This window comes from Kocuria sp. SL71 (assembly GCF_026672465.1).
Classification (GTDB): domain Bacteria; phylum Actinomycetota; class Actinomycetes; order Actinomycetales; family Micrococcaceae; genus Kocuria; species Kocuria palustris.
Map to the genome: position 1 here is coordinate 2,394,259 of NZ_JAPPRE010000001.1, position 13,656 is coordinate 2,407,914.

Consider the following 13,656-nt stretch of genomic DNA (forward strand, 5'->3'; position numbering starts at 1 on the left):
GGCACCGGTGAGGGCGCGGGCGACGGAACGTCCTCAGTCCAGGGTGACCGGGACGGTGCGGAAGCCGCCCACGGGCGGCTGCTCGGGCACGGAGGCGCCTGCGCGCCCGAGCGTACCGGCGTCCAGCAGGACGCGCACGAGCTCGCGCAGGGGCGCGGTCACTGCGACGCTCCTGCGTCCTCATCGTGGGCCTGCTCAGCGACCTCCGCCGCAGCCTCCTGGACGCCCTCGCGAGGCGCCTGGATGCCGACGTCGTGCAGGTGATGGCGCACCTCGTGCAGGAGGTAGTCGATCAGCCCGGCCACGGTGAAGGCGCGGCCGTCGGCCCGTGAGCCCGTGCGCCTGAGCTGCTGCTCGTCCAGGCCGTCCAGCAGGGCGGCCGTCTCATCGGCGGCCTGCGCGTACTCGGCGGCGACGACCGCCGGGTCCTGGGCTCCGTAGTCGGAGTCCACGGCGACCTGCTCCCCGTCCCAGGAGCCGAACCGCGGGTCGTCCTTCTCGAGCAGCAGCGAGATCCGCTCGTGGAACAGCCCCACCACATCGCGGTTGTGCGCGGCGTACTCCAGCGGGGACCAGACCTCAGCCGACGGGCGCTCGCGGACGTCGTCGCGCTCGATCGTCTCCTGCCACGAGGCGGCGGAGGCGCGAAGGGTCTCGGCGGCGGAGAGCTCGCGCAGTCCCGGGGCGAAGCCGCACTCGGCGCAGGGGCCCTCGGTCACGAAGGCCCAGTCGACGGTGTCGGTAGGGGTCGGGGTGGTGCTGTGAGTGCTCATGTCCTGAACCGTAGGCAGGCCGAACCCGCGATGACCAGGAGATGCCGCGGGTTCTGCGCCCCCGCAGCACGACGGGCCTCCCTCTGGTCAGAGGGAGGCCCGTCGATCGAGTCGGCTGGGGATCAGCCGGCCTCGGGGATGGTGATCGTCTGGCCGACCTCGAGCTGGTCGACGTTCGAGAGGCCGTTGGCCGCCGCGATGTCGTCGACCGTGATGCCCGACAGCGTCGAGATGTAGCCCAGGGTGTCGCCCTGGGTGACCGTGTACGGGCCGGGCTGGATCGACGGAGCCGCGCCCGGGTCGACGCCGACGGACTCCGGCACGCCGCCGTTGTACGGATCGACCGCTCCCGAGGCGGCACCGCCCTCAGCGCCTGCGGCATCCTCAGCGCCTGCGCCGCCCTCGGCGCCAGCAGCACCGCCGGCGGCGGCGTCGCCCTCAGCACCGGCAGCCGCGTCGCCGCCCTCGGCACCTGCTGCGGCATCGCCGCCAGCGGCACCCTCACCGCCGGCTGCGGCATCGCCGCCCTCAGCACCTGCCGCCCCGCCGGCGGCGGCATCGCCCTCGGCACCAGCGGAAGCGCCAGCGGAGGCACCACCCGAAGCGCCGTCGGAGGCACCGCCCGACGCTCCCTCGGACGCCCTGCCCGAGGCGGACGAGCTGGACTCCGAGGCGCTGGAGTCGGAGGAGGACGAGTCGGAGGAGGCGTCGTCGCCACCTCCGCAGGCGGACAGCGTGAGCCCGGCGGCCAGGACGAGGCCCAGGGGCGCGAGACGCAGATGCTTCTTCTCGGGGAACTGGAGAGCCATGGGGTGCCTTTCGATGAGATCGTGCCTGTCGTCACCCGCGAGAGCGCCGTGACCTGCGCTGATGGCGGCACAGGACCCTCGAGGCGTCGGACTGTCGGTCCGAGGCCCAGAGTAGGCCCGTCTGGTGATGGGGGCCACACCATGGTTTCCCGGGCATGTTCCTCTGCCCGTGCGCGTCGCCGTTCCCGGGCTGTCGTGGAGCGTCGATAGCCTGGTGAGATTGCGCGTCGGGTCCGTCTGTCGGGCTCCGTCGTCGTCCGACCTCAGCGCATCCGCGTTCATCCCCTGCATGAAGGAGAGATCCTGTGAGCATCCCCGCCTCCGAGGCACCGCAGCCGAACCCCCTCTGGAGCTCGCCGGACTGGTGGCGGCAGGCGGTCGTCTACCAGGTCTATCCGCGCAGCTTCCAGGACGCCGACGGCGACGGCCTGGGGGACCTGCGCGGCGTGACCCGTCGCGCGGACTACCTGCGGGACCTGGGAGTGGATGCCGTGTGGCTGAGCCCGTTCTATCCCTCGGAGCTGGCCGACGGCGGCTACGACGTCGCCGACTACCGCGACGTCGACTCCCGTCTGGGCACCCTCGAGGACTTCGACGAGCTCGTCGCGGCCCTGCACGAGCGGCAGATCAAGGTCGTGGTCGACATCGTGCCCAACCACAGCTCGGATCAGCACGTGTGGTTCCAGGAGGCGCTGGCCGCCGGGCCGGGCAGCCCCGAGCGCGCCCGCTACATCTTCCGGGAGGGCCGAGGCGAGCACGGCGAGCTGCCGCCGGCGGACTGGACCTCCATTTTCGGCGGCCCGGCCTGGACGCGCGTCACCGAGCCGGACGGCACTCCGGGGCAGTGGTACCTGCACCTGTTCGCCAGCGAGCAGCCGGACTTCGACTGGTCCAACCCGGAGGTCCACCAGGAGTTCCTGACCACGCTGCGCTTCTGGTCGGACCGCGGGGTGGACGGCTTCCGGATCGACGTCGCCCACGGGCTGGCCAAGGACCTGCCCGAGCAGCTGCCGGCCAGCGCCGAGCTGCCGGACGAGTTCGAGTCCCTGGGCGCACATCCCTTCTGGGATCGCGACGAGGTCCACGAGATCTACCGCGAGTGGCGCCAGGTCTTCGACGAGTACGACCCTCCCCGCACCGCCGTGGCCGAAGCCTGGGTCCATCCCGACCGCCTGGCCCGCTACGCCAGCTCGGAGGGGCTCGGCCAGGCCTTCAGCTTCGATCTGCTGGAGGTCCCGTTCGACGCCTCCGAGTTCCGCCGCGCCATCCGGAAGAACCTCGCGGAGGCAGCTCGCTCGGGAGCCTCGAGCACCTGGGTGCTGTCCAACCACGACGTCGTCCGCCACGCCACCCGCTACGGGCTGGACCTCGGCGGGCTGCGTCAGGCCCTGGGGGAGTTCCCGCGCAACTCCGCCGGCGGCGAGAACCTCAAGGTCGCCTCCCAGCAGTGGCTGCTGCTCGAGGACGGCATGCCGCTGCTCGACCGGGAGCTCGGCGAGCGTCGGGCGCGCGCGGCCGTCATGCTCCTGCTCGCGCTGCCCGGCTCCGCCTACCTCTATCAAGGCGAGGAGCTCGGCCTGCAGGAGGTCGTGGAGATCGCGGACCACGAGCGCCAGGACCCGTCGTTCTTCCGCAATCCCGGGGTGGACCAGGGCCGCGACGGCTGCCGCGTCCCGCTGCCGTGGGATGCGGATCAGCCGCACAACGGCTTCGGCGGGCCGCCCCATCTGCCGCAGCCGGAGTGGTTCGCCCGCTATGCGGCCGCCCAGGAGGCGCAGCAGCCGGAGTCCTTCCTGTCGCTGTACCGGCAGGCGCTGAGCCTGCGCCGGCAGCTGCAGGGCGATGAGGTGCTCGAGTGGGGCGGCCTGGACGCGGACGAGGTCCTGCATCTCGTGCGCCCCGGCGGCTGGGAGTCCGTGACGAACTTCGGCTCCGAGCAGGTGGACCTGCCCCAGGGCGAGGTCCTGCTGGTCAGCGCCCCGCTGGAGGACGGCCGCCTGAGCGGACGCTCCACCGCCTGGATCCGCCGCGGCTGAGCACCTGCTGGGCGCCGCACCGGCGCGGCAGCTCTGGTGCGGCGCCGGGCCCCGGTGGCAGGCTCACCTCATGCCGCATCTGATCATCGAGACCACCGCAGACATCGCCGCCGCACCTGGCTATGACGCCCAGGAGCTGATCCGGGCGGGGCTGGGCGCCCTGCAGGGGATCGGCGAGTACGACATGTCCTCCGCCAAGGCCCGGGCGCGCGTGCTCGAGGACTTCGCCGTGGATCACCCGCATGACGGCACGGGCTACGTGGCAGTGCAGCTGCGGGTCCTGCCCGGGCGCAGCCAGGAGCTGAGGACGCGCACCGCGGAGGCGATCCTCGAGGCGGTCGCCGGGGCAGTTCCGGAAGGGCCGGCAGGCAGCGTCTCCGTCGAGGTCGTGGAGATGGTGCGCGAGAGCTACGTCAAGCGGAAGCTGGGCTGAGCCGCGCTCGCTGTCGCTGCGCCTTCCGCCCGGGAGCCCGTCATGAGGGCCTGCGTCGTCGCCCCTGACGCGTAGGGTGCTTGAGTGATGACCAACCCCCCGGAGGCACCTGTGGACCAGCGCCGCTCTGCCCTGTACATCGACTTCGACAACTTCTTCGGCGGGCTCCTGCGCTCCGACCCGCAAGCCGCCGTGCGCATCGCCGAGCGCCCGCAGGTGTGGATCGAGGGGCTGACGCATCCGGACGGCGCCCCCTCGCGGCGCTGGCTGCAGCTGCGCTGCTACCTGAACCCGGGCGGCAGCGTCCCGCATCCCACCGAGCCCGGGCAGCGCATCCGCTTCGATGCCTTCCGCCCGTACTTCACCCAGGCCGGCATCGAGGTCGTGGACTGCCCCGCGCTGACCAAGCAGGCGAAGAACGGCGCGGACATCCGCATCGTCGTGGATGTCATGGCCGCGCTGAACCAGGGGGCCCTGTTCGAGGAGTTCGTCCTGGCGTCGTCGGACTCGGACTTCACGCCCCTGCTGCAGGTCCTGCGCGCCGCCGATCTGCGCACCTGCGTGATCGCCACCGGCTCGACCGCGATCGCCTATGAGGCCCTGGCGGACGAGTACCTCGACGAGCAGGACATCTTCGATCTGCTCGCCGCCACGGAGGGCGCCGAGCAGGCCGAGGAGGAGGCGGACGCGGAGTCCCCGGCGGACGATGACTCCGAGGACTGGGATGACGACGACCCCGCAGTGCTCGACGAGGACGACGACCTCGAGGACGACTACGACGACGAGGACGACGACGACGAGGACGACGACGAGCCCCGCCTGCTCCCGGAGCGCGGGGCGAGGGATTCCGGCGAGGATCGGTCGCAGGACGCGGACTGGGAGGACTTCCGGTCCTTCGTGACGCGGGCCTACCGCCGCTCGACCGCGCCGCTGACCTACACGCATCTGTCCCGGCTGGCGCTGGAGGAGCTCGGCGACGGCCTCAAGGCCAGCAAGTGGTTCGGAGCCGGGTCCTTCAAGAAGGCGCTGGAGCGGGTCGGGCTGCCGCACGCCCGCTTCGACGACCGCTGCGTCTGGGACGACACCCGTCACAAGGCCCCGGCCAAGACGGGCTCCGGCTCCTCGGGCGGGCGCCGCGATGACCAGACGGTGAACTCGTCCGTGGAGTCCAAGGCGCAGCACCAGGTGCGCGTCCCGGAGCCCGTGGGGCGCTTCTGCACGGTGGCCAAGGCGCCGCGGCTGTCGCGCAAGCAGTGGAACGCCGTGTTCACTGTGCTGGAGGAGTACTCGCGCACGGCGGAGAGCTTCAGCCTCTCGGAGGCCACCACGTGGTGCCAGCAGCGGGCCAAGCAGCTGGGGCATCACCAGATCTCCCGCGAGGACCTGCTCTACGCGATCCGCGGCTGCACCGATGCCGGCATCGACCTGGCCGGCGATGATCAGCCGAGCAAGGATGTGATGCGCAGCGCCGTGCACGCCTCGATCGTGGAGCAGGCCCGCCGCGTGGGCTTCAACGCCAGTGCCAAGGACACCCGGGCGCTGGCCGACTGGATCGGGCTGGACTGATCCCTTCCCGCTCCGATGCCCTGTGAGGCATCGGAGCGGGGTCTCACCAGAGGCCGGTGCGACTCAGGACCGGCAGCAGGACCACCAGCAGCGCCCCGGCGGCCGTGACACCCAGCAGGATCCGCAGGGCCGCCCTGTCCTTGGGCAGCGAGCCGCGCAGGGGCGGGTCCAGGAGCAGTCCAACGCCCGCGCCGAAGGCCGCTGCGCAGCCGATGAGCAGGAGCAGGTTCGCGGCGGGGCTGAGGATCGTCGCGATGCCCAGGGCCACCGCCAGGAGGGCGGCGATCGCCGCGGGCCCTGGGCGGGATCCCGACGCACGGGAGCGGTTGCTGCGGTTCTCGGATGCTGGTTCGTGCATGTGCTCTCCTTCCCGACTGCCGGCTGCCGTGGACTCACAGGCCGGCGAGCTGGTCCTTCCATGCCGCCCGCCAGCGCTCGAGCTGCTCGATCGAGGGCAGCTTGGTGTGCGTGGCTGTCAGGAACGCCCGGCCCTGGCCCTTGGCCTCCGCGGACACGACGGCGCGCGTGCCGTCGGCAAGGCCGATCCGCCAGTGGCGCCGCTTGGCCGTGCCGGTCTCCCGGGGGCCGTCGACGATCTCCGTGCCATCGATCTCGGTGAGCTCCTGGGCTCGGGCCAGCCAGGCCTCGAAGACCTCATCCATGGTCCCGGGCAGCGTGCGGGTCGCGGAGACCTGGAAGGTCCCGTCCGCGACCTGTCCCTTCACGCGGCGGCCGGTGTCCTGCTCGTAGGCCACGGCCACCGACTGCGCCCACCAGCCCGGATTCTCCACGCGCTCGTCCATGGCGGCCAGCGCGATCCTGGCCAGGCTGGCGTGATCTGCGTCCGCGGCGCCGCCGTCCGCCATGATCCGCCGCCAGTCCGGCCACGAGGTCCCCGTGGCCCGCTCGATGGCACCTGCCTTCTCCGGCGCGCTGCCCTGCGGGGCCTCCGTCTGACTCATGACCCCAGAGTAGCCAGAGCCTGTACTCGCGTCAGGCGCGGGCGTCCAGAGATGTGGCCCCGCTCTCAGTGAACCATCAGGGAACTGGGTGACTGTGCGGAGCGAATTCGTCAGAAAAGTTGATGCAGATGGATGCCAAACCTGCTTATGGTTTACTCAGGCAAGCAGCCCCCGGACCGAAGGGACTCTGTCCGACAAGGGACGATCCATCGAACCGGGCCCCGCATCAGTCCACAAGATCGATGCGGGGACGTGCACGACACTTGACTTAAGGAGCACGACATGGCGAACAACATCAGCATCGAGGACCTGCAGCGCAGCACCGTCATCGATCAGGACGGGGACAAGGTCGGCAAGGTCGGTCAGGTCTACCTGGACGACGCCACCGGTCAGCCCAACTGGGTCACGGTCAACACCGGCCTGTTCGGCGGCAACGAGACCTTCGTCCCGCTCGATGAGGCCACCCAGGACGGCGACGACCTGCGCGTGCCCTACACCAAGGCCTTCATCAAGGACGCCCCGAACCTGGACGCGGACTCCCACGTGGATGAGTCCCAGGAGGACGAGCTCTACCGCTACTACGGCCTCCAGGCCGGCGGCACCGAGCGGGTGCGCGATGGCCGCGACTCCCGCGATGGTGCGGCCGACGGCCGCGAGACCGCTGCCGCGGGCACCGCTGGCACGGCCGCAGGTGTGGCCGGTGCGGCGCACACCGGCGACCGCCGCGACAACGACCGCCGCGTCGGCGACCGCCGCGACAACGACCTGCGCGACGGCGACGCCCGGCACCGCGACAACGCGGCCGACGGCCCCCTCGCCGGCGATCGCCGTGAGGGCGACCTGCGCGACGGCGATGCCCGTCACCGCGACGATGTCGCTGCTGCAGGCACCGCCCGCGGCGATGACGCCAACTCCGTGGTCCGCCACGAGGAGGAGGTCAACGTCGGCACCGAGCGCGTGCAGACCGGCCGTGCTCGCCTGCGCAAGCACATCGTGCACGACACCGAGACCGTCACTGTCCCGGTCGAGCGCGAGGAGGTCGAGATCGTCCGCGAGCCGATCGCCGATGGCGAGCACGGCGGCCGCCTGTCGGACGAGGACGTCGAGGTCAGCCTCTCCGAGGAGCGCCCCGTGGTCGACAAGGATGTCGTGGCCAAGGAGCGCGTGGGCCTGGACAAGAACGTGGTCCAGGATCAGGAGCAGGTCCAGACCGATGTCGCCCGCGAGGAGGTCGACATCGAGCGCGACGCCGACGCTCGCGGAGTCGACGGTCGTGACGTCGACGGCCGCACTGATCTGGATGGTCGCAACGACCGCATCTGATCCGGTCCGGGTCCGCTGACCCGATCTCCGCCGGCCGCGTGCTCCTCCGGTCACGCGGCCGAGCCGAAGGGGCGCTTCGCACCATGGGTGGGCGAAGCGTCCCTTTCACATGTCCGGGCCGGCTCGGTGCACCGCTGCGCACCGGAAGTGCTGACGAGGCCCCGCCGGGAGCCGTGGAGGGCTTCCGGCGGGGCCTCGCTGCTGCGGGTGCCCTCAGACCCGGTCTGCGGTGGCCAGCTCGGGGCGGCGGCGGGCGAGGGCGGCGCCGATGACCCACAGGACGACCACCAGGGCGCCGGTGGCCAGCAGCTGGAAGCGCACATCCGGCACACCCATGCCCAGCACGATGATGGCCGCGATGATGGCCAGCGCCAGGTAGTTGACGTAGGGGAAGCCGCGGCCCTTCACGGGCATGGGGGTCCCGTCGCGCTCGGCGCGTCGGCGCAGGATCAGGTGGGAGACGATCGTGGCCACCCACGTGACGATCAGGGTGGAGCCCACGATGTTGAGCAGGATGCCCAGCACGGCCTCTGCCCACAGGTAGTTCAGCAGCACGCCCACGAACCCCAGGGCGACCGAGGCGAGTACGGCCAGCAGGGGGACGCGGCGGCCGTCGATCCGGTGCAGGGCCGCCGGCGCCAGGCCGCGCTCGGACAGCGAGTAGACCATGCGGGAGGCCCCGTAGAGGTTCGCGTTCAGCGACGACAGCAGGGCGACCACGATGATCACTCCGAGCACCGCGCCCAGCCCGGGCAGGCCGGCGGCGTCCAGGGTGGCCACGAACGGCGAGGCCAGCAGCTCGTCGGAGTCCCAGGGCAGGGCGATCACCATGAGCGCGACCGAGCCCATGTAGAAGATCAGGATGCGCCACACGATGGTGCGCACCGCGCGGCGGATGTTCTGCGCGGGGTTCTCGGTCTCGGCGGCCGCCACCGCCACGATCTCGATGCCGCCGAAGGCGAAGGCCACCACGAGCAGGCCCGCGGCCACGCCGCCCAGGCCCAGGGGGAAGAAGCCGCCGTGATCGCTCAGGTTGCTCAGCCCCGGGGACTCGGTCGGCGTGCCGCCGAGCAGGAACACGATGCCCACGATGAGGAAGGCCACCACGGCGCCGACCTTGATCATGGAGAACCAGAACTCGAACTCGCCGAACTTCCCCACGCCGAGCATGTTGACCGCGGTGAAGGCGACCATGAACACGAGGGCCAGCACCCACTGGGGGAAGACGGGCCACAGGCCGTTGAGCAGCTGCGCGGCTGCCGTCGATTCGGCGGCGATCACCAGGCATAGCTGCAGCCACCACAGCCATCCGACCGTGAAGCCGGCGGCCGGGCCGAGGGCTCGGGATGTGTAGACGGAGAAGGCCCCGGAGGAGGGGTGGGCGGCGGAGAGCTCTCCCAGGCTGCGCATCATGATGATCACCACGAGCCCGGCGATGACGTAGGAGAGCAGGACCGCGGGACCAGCGGTGTGGATGCCGGCGCCCGAGCCCACGAACAGACCTGCGCCGATCGCGGAGCCGAGGCTCATCATCACGAGATGACGGCCCTTCATCCCGGCGCCGAGGCTGGAGGATCCGATGGGTGCGGCGGCGCTGTCCGGCGCGTCCGCGCGGGAGGAGGGAGAGCTCATGCCGGTGAATCTAACACCGGAGGCGGTGCCGTCCTGCGCGAGTGTCACGGGGTGAGGCATTGCACCCGGTGCAACATTGCACTCAGTGCAAGGTGCCCGCTAGGGTCCACTGCGTGAAACTGTCATGCCGCACTCCGCCGACGGACAAGCGCGAGGCCACCAAGTGGCGTAATCGCCGGGCGATCGTCGGGGCCGCCGCGCAGCTCACGGCGGAGCACGGGATCGACGGATTCAGCGTCGAGAGCCTCGCCGAGCGGGCGGGCGTCTCCCGGCGCACGATCTTCAACCACTTCTCCTCGGTGGACGAGGCGATCTTCGCGTCGTTCGCATCCAAGGTCGATCAGCTCTACGAGGAGGTCGAGAAGGCCTTGGGGGGCGAGCCGTTCGCGACGCTGTCGGAGGCGTGCCTCGCCTTCACCGCCGCCCTGCGCTCGGTCGACATCCTCACGCCCGTGCATCCGTCCATCGTCCTGCTCTCGGCCATGGACCAGGAGCGGCAGCGTCCGAATGCCGAAAGGCTGCGCAGCGAGGAGATCTGGATGATCGGGCTCATGGAGGGCATGGTGCGCGACTGCGTCGACTCCCTCCATGAGCGCATGGGCGAGGCCGAGCTCTGGGAGATCCGCCTGCTCGTGGAGATGGCCATCACCGCGATGTCCTCGAGCGTCAAGCAGTGGGCCGAGACCACGGACCAGACGCTCTCCGAGCGCAACCGCCGCACCTGGACCACCCTGTTAGATCGGTCGCTGACGCGGCTCGAGACCGGGTTCGCCCGGCCCGAGCCCTGAGCGCACCGAGACTCCTGCATTCCCCGAAACAACCGCCGGGCGGCGTCGCTGCTCGGAACCGTCTCCTGAAGGGAGCCACGCCAGTGGCCAAGTTCCTCTACCGCCTGGGCCGGGGCGCAGCCACCCGCGCCTGGGTGGCGATCATCACCTGGCTCGTCCTGCTGGGCCTCGCCGGGGGCGCCTTCGCGGCGTTCAGCGGGACCCTGTCCAACTCCTTCGAGATCCCGGGCACCGAGACCCAGCAGCTGGCCGACCGTCTGGCCGACGAGCTGCCCGAGGCCAATCAGGGCATGGGAACGGTCGTCTTCAGCACCGAGGACGGCTCGGAGTTCACGGATGAGCAGAAGACCGAGATCGGCGAGGCTCTGGATGCCGCGGCGGACGTGGACGGCATGGCCTCGGCCATGAACCCGTTCGACGCCCAGGCGGATCTCGACGATCAGCGCGACCAGGTCGAGCAGGGCGCCGAGCAGCTGCCCCAGCTGATCGAGCTGCGCGACAGCGGCCGTCTCGATGCTGCCGTGCAGGCCGGCATGCTGCCCGAGGGCACCACAGCCGAGTCGGTCACGCAGCAGGAGCAGCAGCTGCAGGTCGGCCAGGACACCATGGACATGATGGGCGACTACGGCTTCGTGTCGCCCGAGGGGTCCACCGCGGTCGCCACGGTGAACTTCGACGAGGACCAGATGTCCATCGAGCAGTCCACCAAGGACGATCTGATGGCTGCCGTCGAGGATCACCCGGTCGACGGCGTGGAGGTCGACTACTCCACCGAGATCGCCCAGGAGATGTCGGCGATGGGCGCCGGCGAGATCGTGGGCGTGGTCGTGGCGGTCGTGGTCCTGCTGATCATGCTGCGCACCGCGGTCGGCGCGGCCCTGCCGGTGCTCACCGCCTTCGTGGGCGTGGGCTTCTCCACCATGCTGGCGCTGTCGCTGTCGGGACAGGTGCAGATGGCCTCGGTGACCCCGATGCTCGGCGTGATGCTGGGCCTGGCCGTGGGCATCGACTACTCCCTGTTCCTGCTCAACCGCTACCGCACCGAGCTGCGCCGCGGCACGGAGGTCACGGAGGCCATCGGCCTGGCCACGGGCACTGCCGGCTCGGCCGTGGCCTTCGCAGGCATGACCGTGATGATCGCGCTGATCGGCCTGTCCGTCACGGGCATCCCCTTCTTGGCGCTCATGGGCGCCGTGGCCGCGCTCGCCGTGCTGGTGGCCGTGCTGATCACGCTGACCCTGACTCCTGCCCTGCTCGGGCTGGTGGGCAAGCGCCTGCTGCCCAAGTCGCAGCGCGATGTCACGGTGGATGAGGCCGAGCACGTCAAGACGCCCCTGGCCGTGCGGCGCCCGCTGCCCGTGCTCCTGGCGGCAGTGGCCGCGCTGGCGATCCTGGCGATCCCCATGGGCTCCATGCGCCTGGGCCTGCCGGACGGCTCCACCGAGCCGCAGGACTCGACCCAGTACCGGGCCTACGAGACCGTCGCCGAGGACTTCGGTGCCGGCAAGAACGGCCCCATGACGGTCGTGGCCGATCTGCCCGAGGATGCCGACGAGCAGTCGGCTCAGGAGCTGCAGCTGGCCGTCGGCCAGGAGGTCTCCGAGCTCGAGGACGTCGCCTCCGTGGTCCCCTCGCCGATCGATATCGATTCGGGCATGGCGCTGCTGCAGGTCGTGCCGGAGAGCGGTCCGTCGGATGAGGCGACCGAGACCCTCGTGGATGACATCCGCGGGCTGTCCGGGAACCTGGAGTCGGCCGGCGATCCGACGATCGGCGTGGCCGGCACCACGGCGGCGAACATCGACGTCTCCCAGGTCCTCTCCGATGCGCTGCCGGTCTACCTGGCGGTCGTCGTGGTGATCTCGATGGTCCTGCTGATCCTGGTCTTCCGCTCGATCCTGGTGCCCGTGATCGCCTCGCTGGGCTTCCTGCTGTCCCTGCTGGCGGCCTTCGGAGCGGTCGTGGCCGTGTACCAGTGGGGCTGGCTGAGCTGGCTGTTCAACGTCACTGAGCCCGGCCCGGTGCTCAGCTTCCTGCCCACGCTGATGGTCGGCATCCTGTTCGGCCTGGCGATGGACTACCAGCTGTTCCTGGTCACCGGCATGCGAGAGGCCCATGTCCACGGCTATCCGGCGAGGACCGCGGTGGTCCGCGGCATGGTGGGCGGCCGGGCCGTGGTGACCGCGGCGGCGATCATCATGACCTCGGTGTTTGCGGGCTTCATCTTCTCCCACATGGCGATGATCCGGCCCATGGGCTTCGGTCTGGCGATCGGCGTGCTGCTGGACGCCTTCCTGGTGCGCATGACCATCATCCCGGCGCTGATGACGCTGCTGGGGGAGAAGGCCTGGTGGTTCCCGCGCTGGCTCGATCGCATCCTGCCGAACGTGGATGTGGAGGGCGAGTCCCTGCAGCAGGGCAAGCCGCAGGCCGAGGCCCCTGGCTCGCGCGATGAGCGCCTGGCCAGGGAGGTCGTGGCGGCCGAGGAGGAGCAGGCCCTGGCCGGATCCTCCCGGTCCTCGCGGGGCAGGCACGCAGCCGAGTGAGCCGGGCCCTCGGCTGAGCGGCGCCCCGGGCCCCCGCGAGGGGACCCGGGGCGCCGCTCGTTCTGCCTCTTGTTTATCGTGAACAGCTCTGGATAACGCACCCGAAGGGTGCCATCATGGAGGCATGGAGACATCCGCCGACTGATCAGATCGATCGGGCTCCGCCAGACGCGGAGCGCAGGCTGATGGCGACGGAAGGAGCAGAACCATGGCTGAGGCATTCCCGAACAACGCCAAGTACACCCTGCCCGGATTGACCGCTGAGCAGGGCAACCGCATCGCGACGATCCTGCAGGACCGCCTGTGGGCCCTCAACGACCTTCAGCTCGTTCTCAAGCACGCGCACTGGAACGTTGTGGGCCGCAACTTCATCGGAGTCCACGAGATGCTGGATCCCCAGGTCGACGAGGTCCGCGCGGCCGTCGACGACATCGCCGAGCGCATCGCCGCGCTGGGCTACTCCCCGGACGGCCGCGCCAGCTCGCTGGTGCAGGGCCGCACCTGGGACGACTACTCCGTGGGCCGGGCCGGTGCGCTGGAGCACCTCGGCGCCCTCGATCTGGTCTACAGCGGAGTCATCGAGTCCCACCGCAAGGCCATCGACGAGGTCGGCGAGCTCGACCCGGTCACCGAGGACATGCTGATCAGCCAGACCGGCAACCTCGAGGCCTTCCAGTGGTTCGTGCGCGCCCACCTGGAGAACGACGAGGGCGATCTCGCCACCCGCGGCGCGACCTCCGAGAACGACGCCGCCCAGCGCGCCGTCGGCAACGGCTGAGCGAGCTGAT

General features: G+C 70.7%; 13 protein-coding genes. 7 read left to right on the forward strand and 6 right to left on the reverse strand.

Annotation, left to right across the window (positions count from 1 at the left end; translation table 11 throughout):
• Positions 1-33: 33 nt before the first annotated feature.
• The 3 genes from OVA15_RS10895 to OVA15_RS10905 form a co-directional block, all read right to left on the reverse strand.
• Entirely contained in the window at positions 34-162 is a 129-nt protein-coding gene (locus tag OVA15_RS10895; RefSeq protein ID WP_268144940.1) for a hypothetical protein, read from the reverse strand.
• Positions 159-773: a DinB family protein gene (locus tag OVA15_RS10900; protein ID WP_268144942.1), complete on the reverse strand. Its 615-nt coding sequence runs from the start codon at positions 771-773 to the stop codon at positions 159-161. Before OVA15_RS10900 ends, OVA15_RS10895 begins: the two co-directional genes overlap by 4 nt.
• A gap of 122 nt (positions 774-895) precedes the next feature.
• On the reverse strand, positions 896-1,582 hold the full coding sequence (locus OVA15_RS10905) for a LysM peptidoglycan-binding domain-containing protein (RefSeq protein WP_268144944.1): 687 nt from the start codon (positions 1,580-1,582) through the stop codon (positions 896-898).
• Positions 1,583-1,887: 305 nt separating this feature from the next.
• On the opposite strand from OVA15_RS10905, the gene OVA15_RS10910 reads away from it, so the two are divergent.
• The 3 genes from OVA15_RS10910 (at position 1,888) to OVA15_RS10920 (ending at position 5,617) form a co-directional block, all read left to right on the forward strand.
• Positions 1,888-3,618, forward strand: a complete 1,731-nt coding sequence (locus OVA15_RS10910) for a glycoside hydrolase family 13 protein (protein ID WP_268144946.1) — start codon at positions 1,888-1,890, stop codon at positions 3,616-3,618.
• Between the two features lie 70 nt (positions 3,619-3,688).
• Positions 3,689-4,051 carry a hypothetical protein gene (locus OVA15_RS10915; RefSeq protein WP_053446657.1) on the forward strand — a complete coding sequence of 121 codons (363 nt, stop codon included), beginning with the start codon at positions 3,689-3,691 and terminating at the stop codon, positions 4,049-4,051.
• Between the two features lie 87 nt (positions 4,052-4,138).
• Positions 4,139-5,617, forward strand: a complete 1,479-nt coding sequence (locus OVA15_RS10920; RefSeq protein ID WP_268145711.1) for an NYN domain-containing protein — start codon at positions 4,139-4,141, stop codon at positions 5,615-5,617.
• A 43-nt stretch (positions 5,618-5,660) separates the two neighbouring features.
• Here OVA15_RS10920 and OVA15_RS10925 read toward each other — a convergent pair whose 3' ends face one another.
• Together OVA15_RS10925 and OVA15_RS10930 are read right to left on the reverse strand one after the other, a co-directional pair.
• Positions 5,661-5,975, reverse strand: coding sequence for a hypothetical protein (locus OVA15_RS10925; RefSeq protein ID WP_268144949.1), 315 nt, complete (start codon positions 5,973-5,975; stop codon positions 5,661-5,663).
• A gap of 34 nt (positions 5,976-6,009) precedes the next feature.
• Positions 6,010-6,579, reverse strand: a complete 570-nt coding sequence (locus OVA15_RS10930; RefSeq protein WP_268144951.1) for a hypothetical protein — start codon at positions 6,577-6,579, stop codon at positions 6,010-6,012.
• A gap of 282 nt (positions 6,580-6,861) precedes the next feature.
• Between OVA15_RS10930 and OVA15_RS10935 the strand changes: the two genes are divergently transcribed.
• On the forward strand, positions 6,862-7,902 hold the full coding sequence (locus OVA15_RS10935; RefSeq protein WP_268144953.1) for a DUF2382 domain-containing protein: 1,041 nt from the start codon (positions 6,862-6,864) through the stop codon (positions 7,900-7,902).
• Positions 7,903-8,115: 213 nt separating this feature from the next.
• Here the strand turns inward: OVA15_RS10935 and OVA15_RS10940 are convergent, their stop codons facing one another.
• On the reverse strand, positions 8,116-9,534 hold the full coding sequence (locus tag OVA15_RS10940) for an amino acid permease (RefSeq protein ID WP_326493290.1): 1,419 nt from the start codon (positions 9,532-9,534) through the stop codon (positions 8,116-8,118).
• A gap of 113 nt (positions 9,535-9,647) precedes the next feature.
• On the opposite strand from OVA15_RS10940, the gene OVA15_RS10945 reads away from it, so the two are divergent.
• The 3 genes from OVA15_RS10945 (at position 9,648) to OVA15_RS10955 (ending at position 13,646) form a co-directional block, all read left to right on the forward strand.
• Positions 9,648-10,322, forward strand: a complete 675-nt coding sequence (locus OVA15_RS10945) for a TetR/AcrR family transcriptional regulator (RefSeq protein WP_268144956.1) — start codon at positions 9,648-9,650, stop codon at positions 10,320-10,322.
• Between the two features lie 83 nt (positions 10,323-10,405).
• A complete protein-coding gene (locus OVA15_RS10950; RefSeq protein ID WP_268144958.1) occupies positions 10,406-12,868 on the forward strand; it encodes an MMPL family transporter in 2,463 nt (820 codons plus the stop codon).
• A 208-nt stretch (positions 12,869-13,076) separates the two neighbouring features.
• Positions 13,077-13,646: a Dps family protein gene (locus OVA15_RS10955; protein ID WP_006215384.1), complete on the forward strand. Its 570-nt coding sequence runs from the start codon at positions 13,077-13,079 to the stop codon at positions 13,644-13,646.
• Positions 13,647-13,656: the final 10 nt, after the last annotated feature.